Annotated in this window: 15 protein-coding genes; 5 read left to right on the plus strand and 10 right to left on the minus strand. The window is 75.4% G+C overall.

Annotated elements, in window-relative coordinates:
* Complete coding sequence (locus tag BM093_RS08235; RefSeq protein ID WP_093339780.1) at nt 1–1,242, plus strand: MFS transporter; 1,242 nt, start codon at nt 1–3, stop codon at nt 1,240–1,242.
* A gap of 73 nt (nt 1,243–1,315) precedes the next feature.
* On the opposite strand, the gene BM093_RS08240 is transcribed toward BM093_RS08235, so the two are convergent.
* On the minus strand, nt 1,316–2,785 hold the full coding sequence (locus BM093_RS08240; RefSeq protein ID WP_281248696.1) for an MFS transporter: 1,470 nt from the start codon (nt 2,783–2,785) through the stop codon (nt 1,316–1,318).
* 128 nt (nt 2,786–2,913) lie between these two features.
* On the opposite strand from BM093_RS08240, the gene BM093_RS08245 reads away from it, so the two are divergent.
* A complete protein-coding gene (locus tag BM093_RS08245) occupies nt 2,914–4,554 on the plus strand; it encodes an acetolactate synthase large subunit (protein ID WP_093340110.1) in 1,641 nt (546 codons plus the stop codon).
* 75 nt (nt 4,555–4,629) lie between these two features.
* On the opposite strand, the gene BM093_RS08250 is transcribed toward BM093_RS08245, so the two are convergent.
* The 3 genes from BM093_RS08250 to BM093_RS37875 all read right to left on the minus strand — a co-directional run bounded on the left by BM093_RS08250 (nt 4,630) and on the right by BM093_RS37875 (nt 6,636).
* Nucleotides 4,630–5,742, minus strand: a complete 1,113-nt coding sequence (locus BM093_RS08250) for a hypothetical protein (RefSeq protein ID WP_093339783.1) — start codon at nt 5,740–5,742, stop codon at nt 4,630–4,632.
* Nucleotides 5,739–6,434 carry a hypothetical protein gene (locus BM093_RS08255; protein WP_177238335.1) on the minus strand — a complete coding sequence of 232 codons (696 nt, stop codon included), beginning with the start codon at nt 6,432–6,434 and terminating at the stop codon, nt 5,739–5,741. Before BM093_RS08255 ends, BM093_RS08250 begins: the two co-directional genes overlap by 4 nt.
* A 76-nt stretch (nt 6,435–6,510) precedes the next feature.
* Entirely contained in the window at nt 6,511–6,636 is a 126-nt protein-coding gene (locus BM093_RS37875; RefSeq protein ID WP_281248697.1) for a hypothetical protein, read from the minus strand.
* A gap of 38 nt (nt 6,637–6,674) precedes the next feature.
* Here BM093_RS37875 and BM093_RS08260 point away from each other — a divergent pair, with 38 nt between their 5' ends.
* Entirely contained in the window at nt 6,675–7,043 is a 369-nt protein-coding gene (locus BM093_RS08260; RefSeq protein ID WP_177238336.1) for a uroporphyrinogen decarboxylase/cobalamine-independent methonine synthase family protein, read from the plus strand.
* Nucleotides 7,044–7,320: 277 nt separating this feature from the next.
* Here BM093_RS08260 and BM093_RS08265 read toward each other — a convergent pair whose 3' ends face one another.
* Together BM093_RS08265 and BM093_RS08270 are read right to left on the minus strand one after the other, a co-directional pair.
* The gene (locus BM093_RS08265) at nt 7,321–8,115 is read right to left on the minus strand and encodes an SIR2 family NAD-dependent protein deacylase (RefSeq protein ID WP_425439122.1); all 795 of its coding nucleotides are present in this window, start codon (nt 8,113–8,115) and stop codon (nt 7,321–7,323) included.
* 46 nt (nt 8,116–8,161) lie between these two features.
* On the minus strand, nt 8,162–8,389 hold the full coding sequence (locus BM093_RS08270; RefSeq protein ID WP_093339788.1) for a hypothetical protein: 228 nt from the start codon (nt 8,387–8,389) through the stop codon (nt 8,162–8,164).
* Nucleotides 8,390–8,498: 109 nt separating this feature from the next.
* On the opposite strand from BM093_RS08270, the gene thpR reads away from it, so the two are divergent.
* Nucleotides 8,499–9,047: an RNA 2',3'-cyclic phosphodiesterase gene (gene thpR / locus BM093_RS08275; protein ID WP_093339791.1), complete on the plus strand. Its 549-nt coding sequence runs from the start codon at nt 8,499–8,501 to the stop codon at nt 9,045–9,047.
* 50 nt (nt 9,048–9,097) lie between these two features.
* On the opposite strand, the gene BM093_RS08280 is transcribed toward thpR, so the two are convergent.
* The 4 genes from BM093_RS08280 to BM093_RS08295 are packed head-to-tail and all read right to left on the minus strand — an operon-like array spanning nt 9,098 to nt 12,856.
* Nucleotides 9,098–10,135: an alpha/beta fold hydrolase gene (locus BM093_RS08280; RefSeq protein WP_093339795.1), complete on the minus strand. Its 1,038-nt coding sequence runs from the start codon at nt 10,133–10,135 to the stop codon at nt 9,098–9,100.
* Nucleotides 10,132–11,379 carry a formamidase gene (gene fmdA, locus BM093_RS08285; RefSeq protein ID WP_093339800.1) on the minus strand — a complete coding sequence of 416 codons (1,248 nt, stop codon included), beginning with the start codon at nt 11,377–11,379 and terminating at the stop codon, nt 10,132–10,134. Before fmdA ends, BM093_RS08280 begins: the two co-directional genes overlap by 4 nt.
* Before the next feature lie 56 nt (nt 11,380–11,435).
* Nucleotides 11,436–11,720: an FmdB family zinc ribbon protein gene (locus tag BM093_RS08290; RefSeq protein WP_093339805.1), complete on the minus strand. Its 285-nt coding sequence runs from the start codon at nt 11,718–11,720 to the stop codon at nt 11,436–11,438.
* Between the two features lie 53 nt (nt 11,721–11,773).
* On the minus strand, nt 11,774–12,856 hold the full coding sequence (locus BM093_RS08295) for a substrate-binding domain-containing protein (RefSeq protein WP_093339810.1): 1,083 nt from the start codon (nt 12,854–12,856) through the stop codon (nt 11,774–11,776).
* Between the two features lie 23 nt (nt 12,857–12,879).
* Between BM093_RS08295 and BM093_RS08300 the strand changes: the two genes are divergently transcribed.
* Nucleotides 12,880–13,365: a MarR family winged helix-turn-helix transcriptional regulator gene (locus BM093_RS08300; protein ID WP_093339814.1), complete on the plus strand. Its 486-nt coding sequence runs from the start codon at nt 12,880–12,882 to the stop codon at nt 13,363–13,365.
* Nucleotides 13,366–13,386: the final 21 nt, after the last annotated feature.

The raw sequence follows: 13,386 nt of genomic DNA on the forward strand, positions 1-13,386 counted from the left end.
GTGACGGAACGTACGACGCTGCCGGGCCGGACCGAACGGCGGGCGCGGTCCGGCGTCGGCCTGGTGTTCCTCACCAACGGGCTCGTCTACGCCAACCTGCTCCCCCGGTTCCCGCAGATCAAGGACGACCTCGGGCTGAGCAACGCCCAGCTCGGCGTCGCCGTGGCGGCGATGCCGTTCGGCGCGCTGCTCGCCGGCCTGACCGCGGGCGCACTGATCGCCCGGTTCCGCTCCTCGCGGGTCGCCTCGTTCGGCATGGCGGCGATCGCGGCCGGCGTGGTGCTGGTCGCGTTCGCACCGTCGTGGGGGCTCTTCGCCGCCGCGATGTTCCTGGTCGGGGCCGCGGACGCGGTCGTCGACGTCGCGCAGAACGCGCACGGCCTGCGCGTGCAGCGCCGCTACGGCCGCTCGATCCTCAACTCGTTCCACGCGCTGTGGTCGGTCGGCGCGGTCGCCGGCGGCATCATGGGCTCCGCGGCGGCCGGGATCGCGATGCCGCTCGCGCTGCACCTCGGCCTGTCCTCGCTGCTGTCGGTGCTGATCGCGGTGTCGGTCCACCCGCTGCTGCTGCCCGGACCGGAGGGCACCGAACGGGACGGGGACACCGAACGGGTCAGGGACACCGAACGGGCCGGGGACGACGCCGACCGGCCCGCACCGCGGCGCCCCTGGGCCGGGCTCGGACTGCGGACGGTCCTGCTCCTGGGCGTGTTCGGCGTGATCGCGAACTCCGGGACGGTCGTCGAGGACTCCGGCGCCACCTGGGCCGCGGTGTACCTGCAGGGGCTCGGTGCGGCCGCGGCCGTGGCCGGTCTGGGGTTCGTCGCCCTGCAGGGCTGCCAGTTCGTCGGCCGGCTGGTGGGCGACCGGATGGTCGACCGGTTCGGCCAGCGTGCGGTGGCACGGGCCGGCGGTGCGCTGGTGCTCGTCGGGATGGGCTCGGCGTTGGCGTTCCCGAGCGTGCCGACCACCGTGGCCGGGTTCGGCGCGGCCGGATTCGGCGTGGCGACGCTGGTCCCGGCGGCGATGACGGCCGCGGACCGGCTCCCGGGCCTGGCCCCCGGCACGGGCCTGACGGTCGTCACCTGGCTGATGCGGGTCGGGTTCCTGGCCTCGCCGCCGGTGGTCGGGGTGATCGCGGACGCGACCGAACTGCGGGTCGGGCTGCTGGTCGTGCCGCTCGCCGGGCTGGTCGTGCTGCTGGTCGCCGGTGTGCTGGCGCCCCGGCCCCGGCGCGGGTGAAAAGCCGCCCGCACCGCACCGCACCGCACCGGTCCGGACGGCGGGGCCGGCCGGGCCGCCGACGTGTCCGCCGTCAGTCCCCGCCAGTCGGCCCGGTCGTCCCCACCGGAGGGCCCTCACCGGCCGGCATCCGGGGCCGCCGGCGGGCCGCCACCAGGTCGACGATCCCGAGGACCAGGGCGAGCCCGACCAGTCCGACCGTGATGACCAGGCCGTGGGTGATCGCGGAGGCCCAGTCCCCGGTCGCGGTCAGGCGCCCGAAGAAGACCGCGCCGACCGCGGACAGCCCGATCGCGGTGCCGATCCGCTGGCCGGTCTGCAGCACGCCGCCCGCGGTGCCGCCGGAGCTGGGCGGGATCTCGGAGAGCGCGATCGTCTGGTTCGGCGCGATGACCAGTCCGCCCCCGGCCCCGGCGAGCAGCAGCGGCCCCGCGATGGCGAGCCCGGTCATCGGGCTGCCCGCGGTCACCCCGAGGACGGCGTCGGTGGCCACCAGCCCGGCGAGCACGACCGCGAGCCCGGTGACGACCATCGGCTGCCCGAACCGCGACACCAGCCGACCGCCGAGCGCGGAGGTGACCGCGGAGCCGATCGCGAACGGCGTCAGCACGAGACCGGTCTGCAGCGGGGTGTAGCCCAGGCCGTTCTGCAGGTAGAGCGTGAGCACGAAGAAGATCGAGGTGAACCCGGCGAAGTAGGTCATGCCGAGGGTGGCTCCGACGGCGTAGCTGCGGGTCCGCAGCAACGTGAAGTCGATCAGCGGGTGGCCGTGGGTCCGCTTGGCGCGCCGCTCCCAGGCCACGAAGCCGGCCAGGGCGGCCACCGAGACGGCGAGCAGCCACCACGGGGCCGCCGCCGGGTCCCGCTCGGCGAGCACCAGGGGCAGCATCAGGCCGACCACCCCGGTGCCGAGCAGCAGCGTCCCCACCAGGTCCAGCGGGCGCCGTCCGGCCGTCCGCACGCCGTCGGGCGGCAGCAGCCGCGCCGCGCACACCAGGGCGGGCACCCCGATCGGGATGTTCACGAAGAACACCCACCGCCAGCCGCCTGCGTCCCCGGCCCAGGCCAGCAGCAGGCCGCCGAGCAGCGGACCGATCGCGGTCGAGATGCCGACGACGGCGCCGAACAGCCCGAACGCAGTGCCCCGCTCCGGGCCCTGGAACAGGTCCTGGATGAACCCGACGACCTGCGGGGAGAGCAGCCCCGCCGCCACGCCCTGCAGCAGCCGCACCACGACCAGCACCTCGGCCGTCGGGGCGAGCCCGGCCGCGGCGCTGGTCAGGACGAACAGGCCCAGGCCGAGCAGGAACATCCGGCGACGGCCGCGGTCGTCGCCGAGCCGGCCGGCCGCGACGAGGACCAGGCCGAACGTGAGCGCATAGCCCGACACCACCCACGACACCTGCGCGGCCGAGGCGTCGAGCCCGGACTGCATCGACGGCAGCGCGACGTTGACGATGCTGACGTCGAGCAGGCTCATGAAGCCGGCGATCAGGCAGACGGACAGCGCCCGCCAGCGGCGCGGGTCGGGTTCGGTGCTCACGGGACTCCATTTCCGGTCCTCACGGCGGGCTGCGCAACTCGGGGCCCGGGGTTCTCCGGGCGGGGGTGGGCAGTGTCCACTGGGATCATGATGACGGTTGTGTGCGCGTACGGGTCGGGGGCGACCACGTGAGGGGCGCCCAGGCACTGGTCGGGTCGCTGGTCGGGGCCGGCGTCGACGTCTGCTTCATGAACCCCGGGACCTCCGAGATGCACTTCGTGCAGGCGCTCGACGACGTGCCGGAGATGCGCGGCGTGCTCACCCTGTTCGAGGGGGTCGCGACGGGCGCCGCCGACGCCTACGCCCGGATCGCCGGGCGTCCCGCGGCGGTGCTGCTGCACCTGGGGCCGGGTCTGGGCAACGGGCTGGCGAACCTGCACAACGCCCGGCGGGCCGGCACTCCCCTGCTCTGCGTGGTGGGCGCGCACGCGACCGACCACGTGCGTCACGACGCGCCGCTGGAGTCCGACATCACCGCCGTCGCGCGGACGGTGTCGGGGTGGGTGCACACCTCGGGCGACGTGCGGGACGTGGCCGACGACGCGATGCGGGCGGTCGCCGCTACCTCCGAACGCGGTGGTCAGGTCGCGACCCTGGTGCTGCCCGCCGACGTCTCCTGGTCCGAGGGCGGCGCACCCGCCCCGCCGCGCCGGTCGGCCGCGCCCGAGCCGCCGGACGCCTCGCGGGTCGCGGCCGCGGCGTCCGCGGTCGGTGCTCCCGGCGCGGTGCTCCTGCTCGGCGGGCCGGCGCTGACCGAGCGCGGGATGGCCGCGGCCGGGCGGATCGCCGCGGCGACCGGCACCCGGCTACTGGTCGAGACGTTCCCGCGACGCTGGGACACCGGCGCCGGACGCCCGCGGGCCGACAAGCTCGGCTACTTCGCCGAGCAGGCGCTGGCCCAGCTCGACGGGGCGTCCTCGCTGGTCACGGCCGGGGCGCGGGCACCGGTGTCGTTCTTCGGCTACCCCGGGGTCCCCGGGGACCTGGTGCCCGACGGGTGTCCGGTCGTCCCGCTGGCCGACGGCTCGTCGGACGCGGCCGCCGCACTGGAGGAGCTCGCTGCCGCGGTGGCCTCGGGCGACGGAGCCCGGGGCGCCTCGGGTGCCGGGGCCTCCGACGCCGACGGCGCCGACCCGCGCGTCTCGGGCGCGGGCACCGCGGCCGTCGACGCCGTCCTCGCGCCGCACGACGCCCCCGAGCCGGAGCCCGGCCCGCTGGACGTCCGCTCGCTGTGCGCCGCGGTCGCCGCGGCCCTGCCCGAGAACGCGATCGTGGTCGACGAGTCGGTGACCGCCGCGGCGGCGCTGGCCCCGGCCCTGCAGACCGCGGCCCCGCACACCCAGCTCGCGCTGACCGGCGGCGCGATCGGGCAGGGCCCGCCCGCGGCGGTGGGCGCGGCGGTCGCCGCCCCGGAGCGTCCGGTGGTGGCGGTGCAGGCCGAGGGCAGCGCGCTCTACACCGTCCAGGCGCTGTGGACCCAGGCCCGCGAGCAGCTCGACGTGACCACGGTGCTGATCAACAACTCGGCGTACTCGATCCTGCGGGTCGAGCTGGCCCGCACCGGGGCCGGGGAGGCCGCCCGCTCCGGGCGGGCCGGACGGATGCTGGACCTGTCCGACCCGACACCGGACTTCGTGTCGCTGGCGTCCGGCCTCGGCGTGCCGGCGCGGCGGGTCACGACGACCGAGGACCTGCTCGACGCGCTCCGATGGGCCCGGGACGAGCCGGGCCCGCACCTGATCGAGGCGATCGTCCCCGCGCTGGGGTGACGATCGGCGGGCCCCGGCCCGTCCGGGCATCGTTACCCACCCCGGCCCCGCGCGTCCTCGCGCGGGGCCGGTGACTCACAACGACAGCAGGCGGTCGAAGAACTCCCGGTACCGACCGAGCGCCTGCCGGAGGTCCTCGGTGGACGCGTCCTGGCGGGAGAACTGCTGCTCCAGGTCGTCGCGCTGGTGGCGGAACAGGGCCTCCAGCTCGTCGAGCACCTCACCGACCAGCTCGTTCGCGCCGTGGACCGCCCGCCGCGGCTCGTCCACGAACTCTCCCTTGAGGACGGTCCAGCGCTCCTGGAAGTCCCGGGCCCGGTCCGGGGTGATCAGCGACGACCCGGTGCCGGGCGCGCCTGCGCCCGGGGGTGTCCCGGAGCCGGGTGCGCCCGCTCCCCCGGCACTGGTGGCCGGGGCGCCGGCCGCCGGCATGCCGGCCGGTGGGGTGGTGCCCGTCGCCGTGGCCGGGTCGGCGGCGCCGGTGGCCGGATCGGCGGCCCGGCCCGGCGGTGCGGTCCCCGGCCCGGCCGCAGCCGGGTCGGGCGCACGGCCCGTACCCGTGGGGCCCGGGCCGGTCGTGGGACCGGCGTCGGCCGGTGCGGTCCCGGATGCCCCGGCATACCCGGCCGTCCCCGCGGCGACCCCGGACGCCGCGCCGGGCGGCATGCCGCCACCCGGCGCGGCGTCCGCCGGGGCGGCACCGCCATGACCGGACGCCGGTGCCCCGGGCGGGTACGCCTGCCCACCGGCTGCCGGAGCGGGCGGCGCCTGCCCACCGGGCGGACCGGCCTGCGCCTGTCCACCGGGCGGACCGGCCTGCGCCTGTGCGCCGTGCGGCAGGTCAGGGGGTGCCTGCCCAGCGGGCGGCGCGTCAAGGGGCGCCTGCCCACCGGGCGGCGGGTCGGACGCCGGCTGCCCACCGGGTGGCGCACCGGGCTGCACCCGGGGGCCCGGCGGCGGCGCGTCCCGACGGGGCGGTGCGGCGGCGTGCCGCGGCTCGCCCTCGCCACGCGGGTCCCGGTCCGGGTGCCCCGCGATGCCGGCGTCACGCTCGGCGTCGGCCGGGGCGTCGTCGCGGTCCCAGCCCGCGTCGGTCTCCGCGTCGCTGCGCCCCGCGAGCCGGTCCTTGATCTCGCCGGCCAGCCGCGCGGCGCGGCTCTCCTGCCGACGGCCCGGACGGTCGCTCATGCCCTCGTCTCCCGTCGTCCCTCGTCCTGCTGCGGCGGTGCCGTCTGCGCCGGGGGCTCCGAACGATCCGGCCTTTGGCCGTCACGGGAGCCGTTGCCCGAGCCGTCGCGGGAGCCGTCATCACCGGAGCCGTGGCCGTGCCGCCCGTCCCCCGGTTCCAGCAGGGCCTCGATCAGGGCCCGGTAGCTGGTCACGGCGTGCCGCAGATCCTCGGTGCCCGCTCTCCCTGCCGCATGCTCGCGCGAGATCGTGCGGGCCTCGCGGTAGCGCTGGGTGACGACCGGGTACGCGACGGACAGGTCCTGCGCCTGCTGGTCGAAGTCCTCGATCGGGTAGCCACGCGCGGACATGACGTCCCCGACGAGCCGGTCGGCGTCCCGCACGGCCGTTCCCGGGTCGTCGACGAAGCTCTGCTGGACCTGGGCCCACCGCTGCCGGTACCCCTCCCGTTCCCGCGGCTGCAGGTCACGCAGCTTCAGCGAGCGGTGCCGCTTCCGGCGCTGTTCCAGCTCCTTCTCCGCGTCACGCGGGTCGTCGGCCCCGCTCACCGCCCGGTCGTACTCGGGCCCGAACTGCTCACGCAGCCCCGTCGAACGTCGTCGTCTGCGCAGCACCGCCGCCGCGGTCACGGCGAGCGCCAGGACGACGATCACCACCACCGCCACGACGATGATCGTTGTGAGGTCGGTCATGCCGTCGGAATACCCGGACGTGCGAGACGGAAACAACGGAGGGTGCACGCGACCGGGCAGGAACCGGACGCGCGTCCTACGCCGGCAGGAAGGCCGGCAGGACCGCGTCCACGACGTCGGCGGCCCAGTCCGCACCGATCGGCCGACCGGCCAGGTGGTCGGCGTAGAGGTTGCCGACCAGGGCGCTGACCAGGCGCTCCACTGCTACTCGATCAACGGGGGCCCGCGCGGGTCTTCGACGTGCCGTTCGCCGAGACCGTCGACCTCGTGCTGACCGTCGCCGCCCGCACGTACTCGTTCGAGGCCGCCAACCCCCGGCACGAGCACGAGTACCACCTGTGGGAGGACGTCACGCTGCCGGACGGCAAGGTCCTCATGCCCGGGATGATCACGGACGCGAGCAACATCGTCGAGCACCCGGAGCTGATCGCCGAGCGCCTCGAGCGCTACGCGCGCCTCGTCGGCCGGGACCACGTGGTGGCCGGGGCGGACTGCGGGTTCTCCTCCCAGGCCACCTACCGGCCCGAGGTCGAGCCCCGCGTGATGTGGGCCAAGTTCGACGCGCTCGCCGAGGGCGCCCGGATCGCCTCCGGCCGTCTCTGGCGCTGACCGCGAGCGCCCGCCGGCCCCGGTGGCGCGCCGCGTCCGGAGGTACGGTTGGGCGCCCGGAGCACGGCAGGACGGGAGGCAGGCATGGCCACACGGAACCGCAGGAGGCGGCGCGTCGGCCCGCTGACGTTGTGGCACAGCGTGCGCCGGTCCCGGCGCGGACGGAGCCGGACCGTGTCCTGGTCGGGCTCGCTGTTCGGCACCCGCCGGCGCGGGCGTTCCACGACGACGCGGTCCGGGACGATCCGGCCCTGATGTCCCGCGCCCGAGCGCGGGGTCAGCCGGATGCGCCGCCGAGGATGCGCGGCAGCACCTCGCCGATCCCGCCCCGCAGGACGACGCTCGCGATGTCGTCGTACGGGGTCGGCTCGGCATTGACGATCACCACGTCGGCCCGGGCCGCGGCGGCCACGTCGACCAGGCCGGCGGCCGGGTGCACACCGAGCGAGGTGCCGACGGCGAGCAGCACGTCGCAGCCCAGCGCGGCGTCGCGGGCCCGCCGCAGCACCTCGACGTCGAGCGCCTGACCGAAGGAGATCGTCGCGGACTTGAGGATCCCGCCGCAGTGCGGGCACGGCGGGTCCACCTCGCCCGCGGCGACCCGCTCCAGCGCCTCGGCCATCGGGGCCCGCGCGGCACAGGACAGGCACTCGGTGTGGTGCATCGTCCCGTGCAGCTCCAGCACCCGCTGCGGCGACGAGCCCGCCGCCTGGTGCAGCTCGTCGATGTTCTGGGTGAGCAGCGCGACCAGCCGCCCGGAGCGCTCCAGCGCCACCAGCGCGTCGTGCGCGGGCCCGGGGCGCGCGGACCACACCGGGTGGGCGGCGCGCTGCCGCCACGACTCGCGGCGTACTTCGGGGTCGTCGCGGTAGTCCTGGTAGGTCGAGAGCCGCTCGGCCTCCGGGTTGCGCGTCCAGACGCCCTGCGGGCCGCGGAAGTCCGGGATGCCCGAGTCGGTGGACACCCCCGCCCCGGTCAGGACGGTGATCCGCTCGGCGCGGGTCAGCAGGTCACTCGCCCGCTCCAGGTCCGCGGCCGCCGGGCCGGGTGGCACGTCCTCGGATCGCTGCACGCTCTCACCGTGACACGGCCGGTGCCGCCGGGCACCGGCGGGCCGGTCAGGAGCCGCCGGGCCCGGGGTCCCGGTCGCGGTCCTCGTAGTGCCGCATCGCGGTCGCCAGGCCCCGGCACACCTCGGCGGTGGTCGCGAACAGGCCCTGGGCCCGCGGGTCGGCGACCTTGTCGACGTCGGCACGGGCGTGCTCGGCCAGCTGCTCGAGCAGGCCCCGCAGCCGGGTCGTGTGGTGGCGCGGATCGTCCTCGGGACGGTCGTTCGGCTCGGTCACACCCCGCGGGTACCCGCCCGGACACCGTTCAGGCCTGCGCCACCGTCCCACCCGGCTGTCCGGTCGATCATGGCTCCGGAACAGCCGGCGGACGTGCGAGCATGACACCGTGCGGTTGTTCGTCGCGGTGACACCGCCGCCGGACGCCCTCGACGAGCTCCGGTCGGCGACGGCGGCCGTCCGCGCCGGCTCCCACGGGCTGCGGTGGAGCCCGCCGGAGCAGTGGCACCTCACGCTGGCCTTCCTCGGCGAGGTCGACGACCGCGCCCGCCACGACGTGACCGAGCGGCTCGGGCGGGCCGCGGCCCGGCACGCCCCGTGCACGCTGGCGCTGGCCGGGGCGGGCCGGTTCGGGCAGCGGGTGCTGTGGGCCCGGGTGGACGGCGACGTCGACCGGCTGCGGCGCCTGGCCGCGTCGGTGCGGGCCGCCGCCCGCCGCGCCCGGATCGCCGTCGAGGACCGGCCCTACCGGCCGCACCTCACGCTGGCCCGGGCCCGCGACGGCGCGGACCTGCGGCCCGCGGTCGACGCGCTCGGCGGGTTCGCCGGACGGGCGTGGACCGCGCGCGAGCTGCACCTGGTGCGCAGCCGGCTGGGCGCCGGGCCGGACGGGCGGGCACAGCACGAGCTGCTGCGGTCCTGGGCGCTCGGCTCGTGAGTGGTTGTCGTGGTCCCGACCGCGATAACCACTCACGGGCGAATGCCGCACTACCGCTCCAGCAGCTCCCCCACGGCGGCGTCGATGAAGGCCGTGTCCACCGGGTTCGCTCCCCCGCCGGCGAAGTGCCCCCACACTCCGGGGATGACCCGCAGCTCGGCGCCGTTGGTCATGTGCGACACCGCCCAGGCCTCGTCCTCCGGCGGGAAGTAGAGGTCCTTCTCGGCCGGCATGATGATCGCCTTCGCCCGGATCGACGCCAGCGCCTGCTCGGTGGAGGTGAACCCGGGGGTCGCGCCGACGTCGCCGTGCCACCAGGTGTCGAGCATCGTGAGCAGGTTGTTCGGGTCCCGCCCGTCGAGGAAGAACGCCTCCCAGAACCCGACCGCGAAGTCCTCCAGCGAGGCGAAGCCCAGTTCCCGCCACACCTCGTCCCAGTAGAACGCCTGGGAGAACCCCCAGCCGGCGTAGATCCGGGCGAAGGCCCGCAACCCTTGCACCGGCCACCTCTCCGCCGGGTAGCGGCCGCCGTCGAAGCCGACCGAGGCCTGCAGCGCGGCCCGCAGCGAGTCCAGGAACACCTGGTTGTGCGGCGCCGTCCGCGCCGACCCGCAGAACGGCAGCATCCGCTGGACCATCTCCGGGTGGCTGACCGCCCACTGGTAGGTCTGGCCCGCGCCCATCGACCAGCCCAGCACCAGGGCCAGGGTGGAGACGCCGAACCGCTCGGTGACCAGGCGGTGCTGGGCGTTCACGTTGTCGATCACCCGGATGGCCGGGAAGGACGGGCCGTCGGCGGGGTGCGGGGAGTTCGACGGCGAGCTCGACAGGCCGTTGCCGAGCATGTTCGGCACGATCACGAACCAGCGCGCCGGGTCGAGCGCCTTGCCCTCCCCGATCAGCCACTCGTTGTCCCAGTGCCGGCCCGAGTACCAGGTCGGGTACACGACCGCGTTGTCCTTGGCGGTGTTCAGCGTGCCGTAGGTGCGGTACGCGACCCGGGCCGGCCGCAGCGTCCGTCCACACGCGAGCCGGAAGTCCGGGATCTCGAACGTCTCGTACGGCACGTCCCGGCCGTAGTGGGTCACGAGCTCACCGCGCAGCTGCCCCGGTCCTTGCGCACCGGACCGGCCGCCGAGGGCCGGATGTCGTCGTCGAAGATCGCGGTGGGCAGGTAGAGCGAGCAGCACGCGTTCGGGATGTCGACCACGCCCGAGACCCGGCCCTCGATCGGCGCCGAGCCGAGCAGCAGGTACGCCTGCGGGCCCGAGTAGCCGAACTTCTCCAGGTAGGTGATCGCGTTGAGGCAGGCGTTGCGGTAGGCCACGGTGGCGTCGTTGTAGAGCTGGGTGTCGCTGGTGTGGTCGACGCCGATCCCGATGAACGTGACGAACTCCGAGTACCGCGGCTCGACGTTGCCGGGCATCAGGATCGGGTTCGTGGTGACCCCGTAGGTCTCCATCCCGCCCTTGATCAGGTCGACGTGGAAGTCGATGAACCCGCCCATCTCGATGGCGCCGCAGAAGGTGATCTCGCCGTCGCCCTGGGAGAAGTGCAGGTCGCCGCCGGAGAACAGGGCACCGGGCACGTGCACCGGGTAGAACACCCGCGAGCCCCGGGTGAAGTTCTTGATGTCGTGGTTGCCGCCGTTCTCCCGGGCGGGCACCGTGCGGGCGCCGTCGCGGGCGATGGCGGCGGCGACGTCGCCGGTGGCCGTCCCGGCCAGTGTGGACTCCTCCAGCGGGGGCAGTGCCAGCGGCGGGACCCGGTCCGGTGCGGTGGCGATCAGCGCGCGCTCCCGGGCGTTCCACCGCGACAGCAGCTCGTGCGACGGCGCGGTCCCGAACAGGCCGGGGTGGGTGATGCCGGTGTAGGAGACGCCCGGGATGTGCCGCGAGGTCGCCTGCTGGCCGCGGAAGTCCCAGATGGCCTTGTACGCGTCGGGGAAGGTGTCGGTGAGGAAGCCGGCGCCGTTCTCCTTGGAGAAGATCCCGGTGTAGCCCCAGCCCTGGCCCGGCTTGTCGCCGGTCTCCTGCGGGACCGGGCCGAGGTCGAGGATGTCGACGACGAGCAGGTCGCCCGGCTCGGCGCCCTCGATCGCGATCGGCCCGGAGAGCATGTGGGCGCCGGAGAGGTCGACGTCGCGGATGTCGTTCGCGGAGTCGTTGTTCCCGATCTGCCCGTCGGTCCACTCGCGACACTCGACGCGGATCGAGGTGTCCGGGCGGACGGTGACGGCCGGTGGGATGTCGGGGTGCCAGCGGTTGTGGCCGGGGACGGCCTGGTCGCGCATGGACTTCGCCTGGTCGACGGTGAACACGACATCGGGCATGGGAACTCCTCGTGGAGGTTGTGAGTGGTTATCGCGGTCAGGGCCGCGACAACCACTCACGGGCGCGGCAGCGCCTGGTGACGGGGATCGCGGGTGACGGGGGTGGCGCGCCGGGACCGGCCCGGCACCGAGGACACGACGGCGGGTGCGTCGGCACTGGCGGCGGAGGCGTCGAGCGCCCGCCGCATCGCGGGGTCGCCTCCCCGCAGGGCCGGCGCGCCGAACACCCGCGACGCGGCCGCGCCGCACCCCGGGCAGCGCACCGCGGTGCCGGAGTCGGCCATCGGACGGACCTGCTCGAACTCGCCGCACGCCGGGCAGCGGTGGGTGTAGGTGGGCACGGACACCTCCGAGGTAGTGTCAGATGGAAATATGTCTATGGACACGACCGGTGTCAAGCGAGCCGGGTGAGCACGTCGAACGACAGCCCGTCGGCGCGGGCGAGGTAGACGTTCTGGCGCAGGTGCCCGCCCCGCAGCGACACCGCGCCGCGCGGTCCGTCGAACCCGGTCCGTTCGGCCACGCCCAGCAGCGCGGACGGTGCGACCGACCCGGCGCGCTCGGTGAGCCGGCCGAGCAGGGTGATCGCCTCGAAGCAGGACTCGGCCAGCGCCCCGGGGACCGGGGCGTTCACCCCGAAGCGGGCGGCGTAGCGGCCGGAGAACTCCAGCGACGACGCCGTCGCCAGCGTCTCGAAGTACCCGGCCGCCGCGTAGAGCTCGCGGGTGGCGCCGACCCCCGTCGCGAGCAGCATGTTCTCCTCCATCAGCGGGGAGAGCCGCACCCGGCTGCGGTCGGCGCCCGAGGCCGCGAACGCCCGGTTGAACCGGACCGCGTCCGACCCGACGAGGAACATCAGCACCCCCTGCGCGCCGCAGCGCTGGATGCGCTCGACCACCGGGTCGAAGCTCTCGCAGCCCAGCGGTACGAACACCTCGTCGAGCACCCGCACGTGCGGGCTGGTGCGGGCGAAGCGGCGCACGGCGCGGGCCGAGCCGCGGGGCCAGACGTAGTCGTTGCCGACCACGCACCAGGTCCGTACGCCCAGCTCGGCGGCCATCCAGCGCAGCGCGGGCAGCACCTGGGTCTCCGGGGTCTCCCCCGTCAGGAACACCCCGGGCGTGCACTCGCCGCCCTCGTAGAGCGGCGCGTAGACGTAGGGCGCCCGCTCGGCGACGGCCGGGGCGAGCGCCTGGCGGACCGCGGAGATGTGCCAGCCGCTGACGGCGTCGACGGCGCCCGCGTCGAGCAGCCCGGTGACCTCGGTGACGATCTCGGACGGACTGCGGCCGCCGTCGACCGGGTGCAGCCGGACCTCGCGGCCGAGGACACCGCCGTCGGCGTTCAGCTCGGCGGCCGCGAGATCACCGCAGGCCTCGCAGGCGGGCCCGAGGATGCCGGCCGGTCCGCTGCGGGGCACGACGAAGGCGACGTCCAGCGTGCCCGTCGGCGCAGCCACCGGCGTCACCTCCCACATCGTTGAAGACGACAGTGTTTACGATGACAGCGACCGCGTCACTACCCCGAACGCTCCTGGAGGCCACCGCCGTGACCGCCACCGAGTCGCGCCGCGAGAGCTGCGGGACGGGCGCCGCCGACGCCGCCGTGGCCCTGGGTCGCGCCGCGTACCGGGTGGAGCGCCGGATCGACGAGGTCGTCCGCCCGCCGGACGGGCCGGGCCTGGACGCATGGCGGGTGCTGCACCTGCTCGCCGACGACGCCGGGCACCCGATGTCGGAGATCGCCGCACACGCGATGGTGCCCGCACCGACCCTGACCAAGATCGTCGACCGGCTGGCGGACCGCGGGCTGGTCTACCGGCGGGCCGACGACGCCGACCGCCGCCGGGTGCTGGTGCTGCTCGCCGATCGCGGCCGGACGTTGCACGACGAGCTGGCACCCCGGGTGGCGGCGGTGGAACGTGCGGTCCACGAGGCACTGGGCGCCGACGCCGCGACGGTGCTCGCGGCGCTGGAGCGGCTGTAGGTCCACCGCGGGCGCCGCGGG

Source organism: Pseudonocardia ammonioxydans (assembly GCF_900115005.1).
Taxonomy (GTDB): Bacteria; Actinomycetota; Actinomycetes; order Mycobacteriales; family Pseudonocardiaceae; genus Pseudonocardia; species Pseudonocardia ammonioxydans.

What these genes read in the sequence shown, in the direction of transcription:
- BM093_RS08250 (WP_093339783.1), bottom strand. Translation starts at nt 5,742, where the DNA reads ATGAGCGACCGTCCGGGCCGTCGGCAGGAGAGCCGCGCCGCGCGGCTG.
- BM093_RS08255 (WP_177238335.1), bottom strand. Translation starts at nt 6,434, where the DNA reads ATGACCGACCTCACAACGATCATCGTCGTGGCGGTGGTGGTGATCGTC.
- fmdA (WP_093339800.1), bottom strand. Translation starts at nt 11,379, where the DNA reads ATGCCCGATGTCGTGTTCACCGTCGACCAGGCGAAGTCCATGCGCGAC.
- BM093_RS08295 (WP_093339810.1), bottom strand. Translation starts at nt 12,856, where the DNA reads ATGTGGGAGGTGACGCCGGTGGCTGCGCCGACGGGCACGCTGGACGTC.
- BM093_RS08300 (WP_093339814.1), top strand. Translation starts at nt 12,880, where the DNA reads ATGACAGCGACCGCGTCACTACCCCGAACGCTCCTGGAGGCCACCGCC.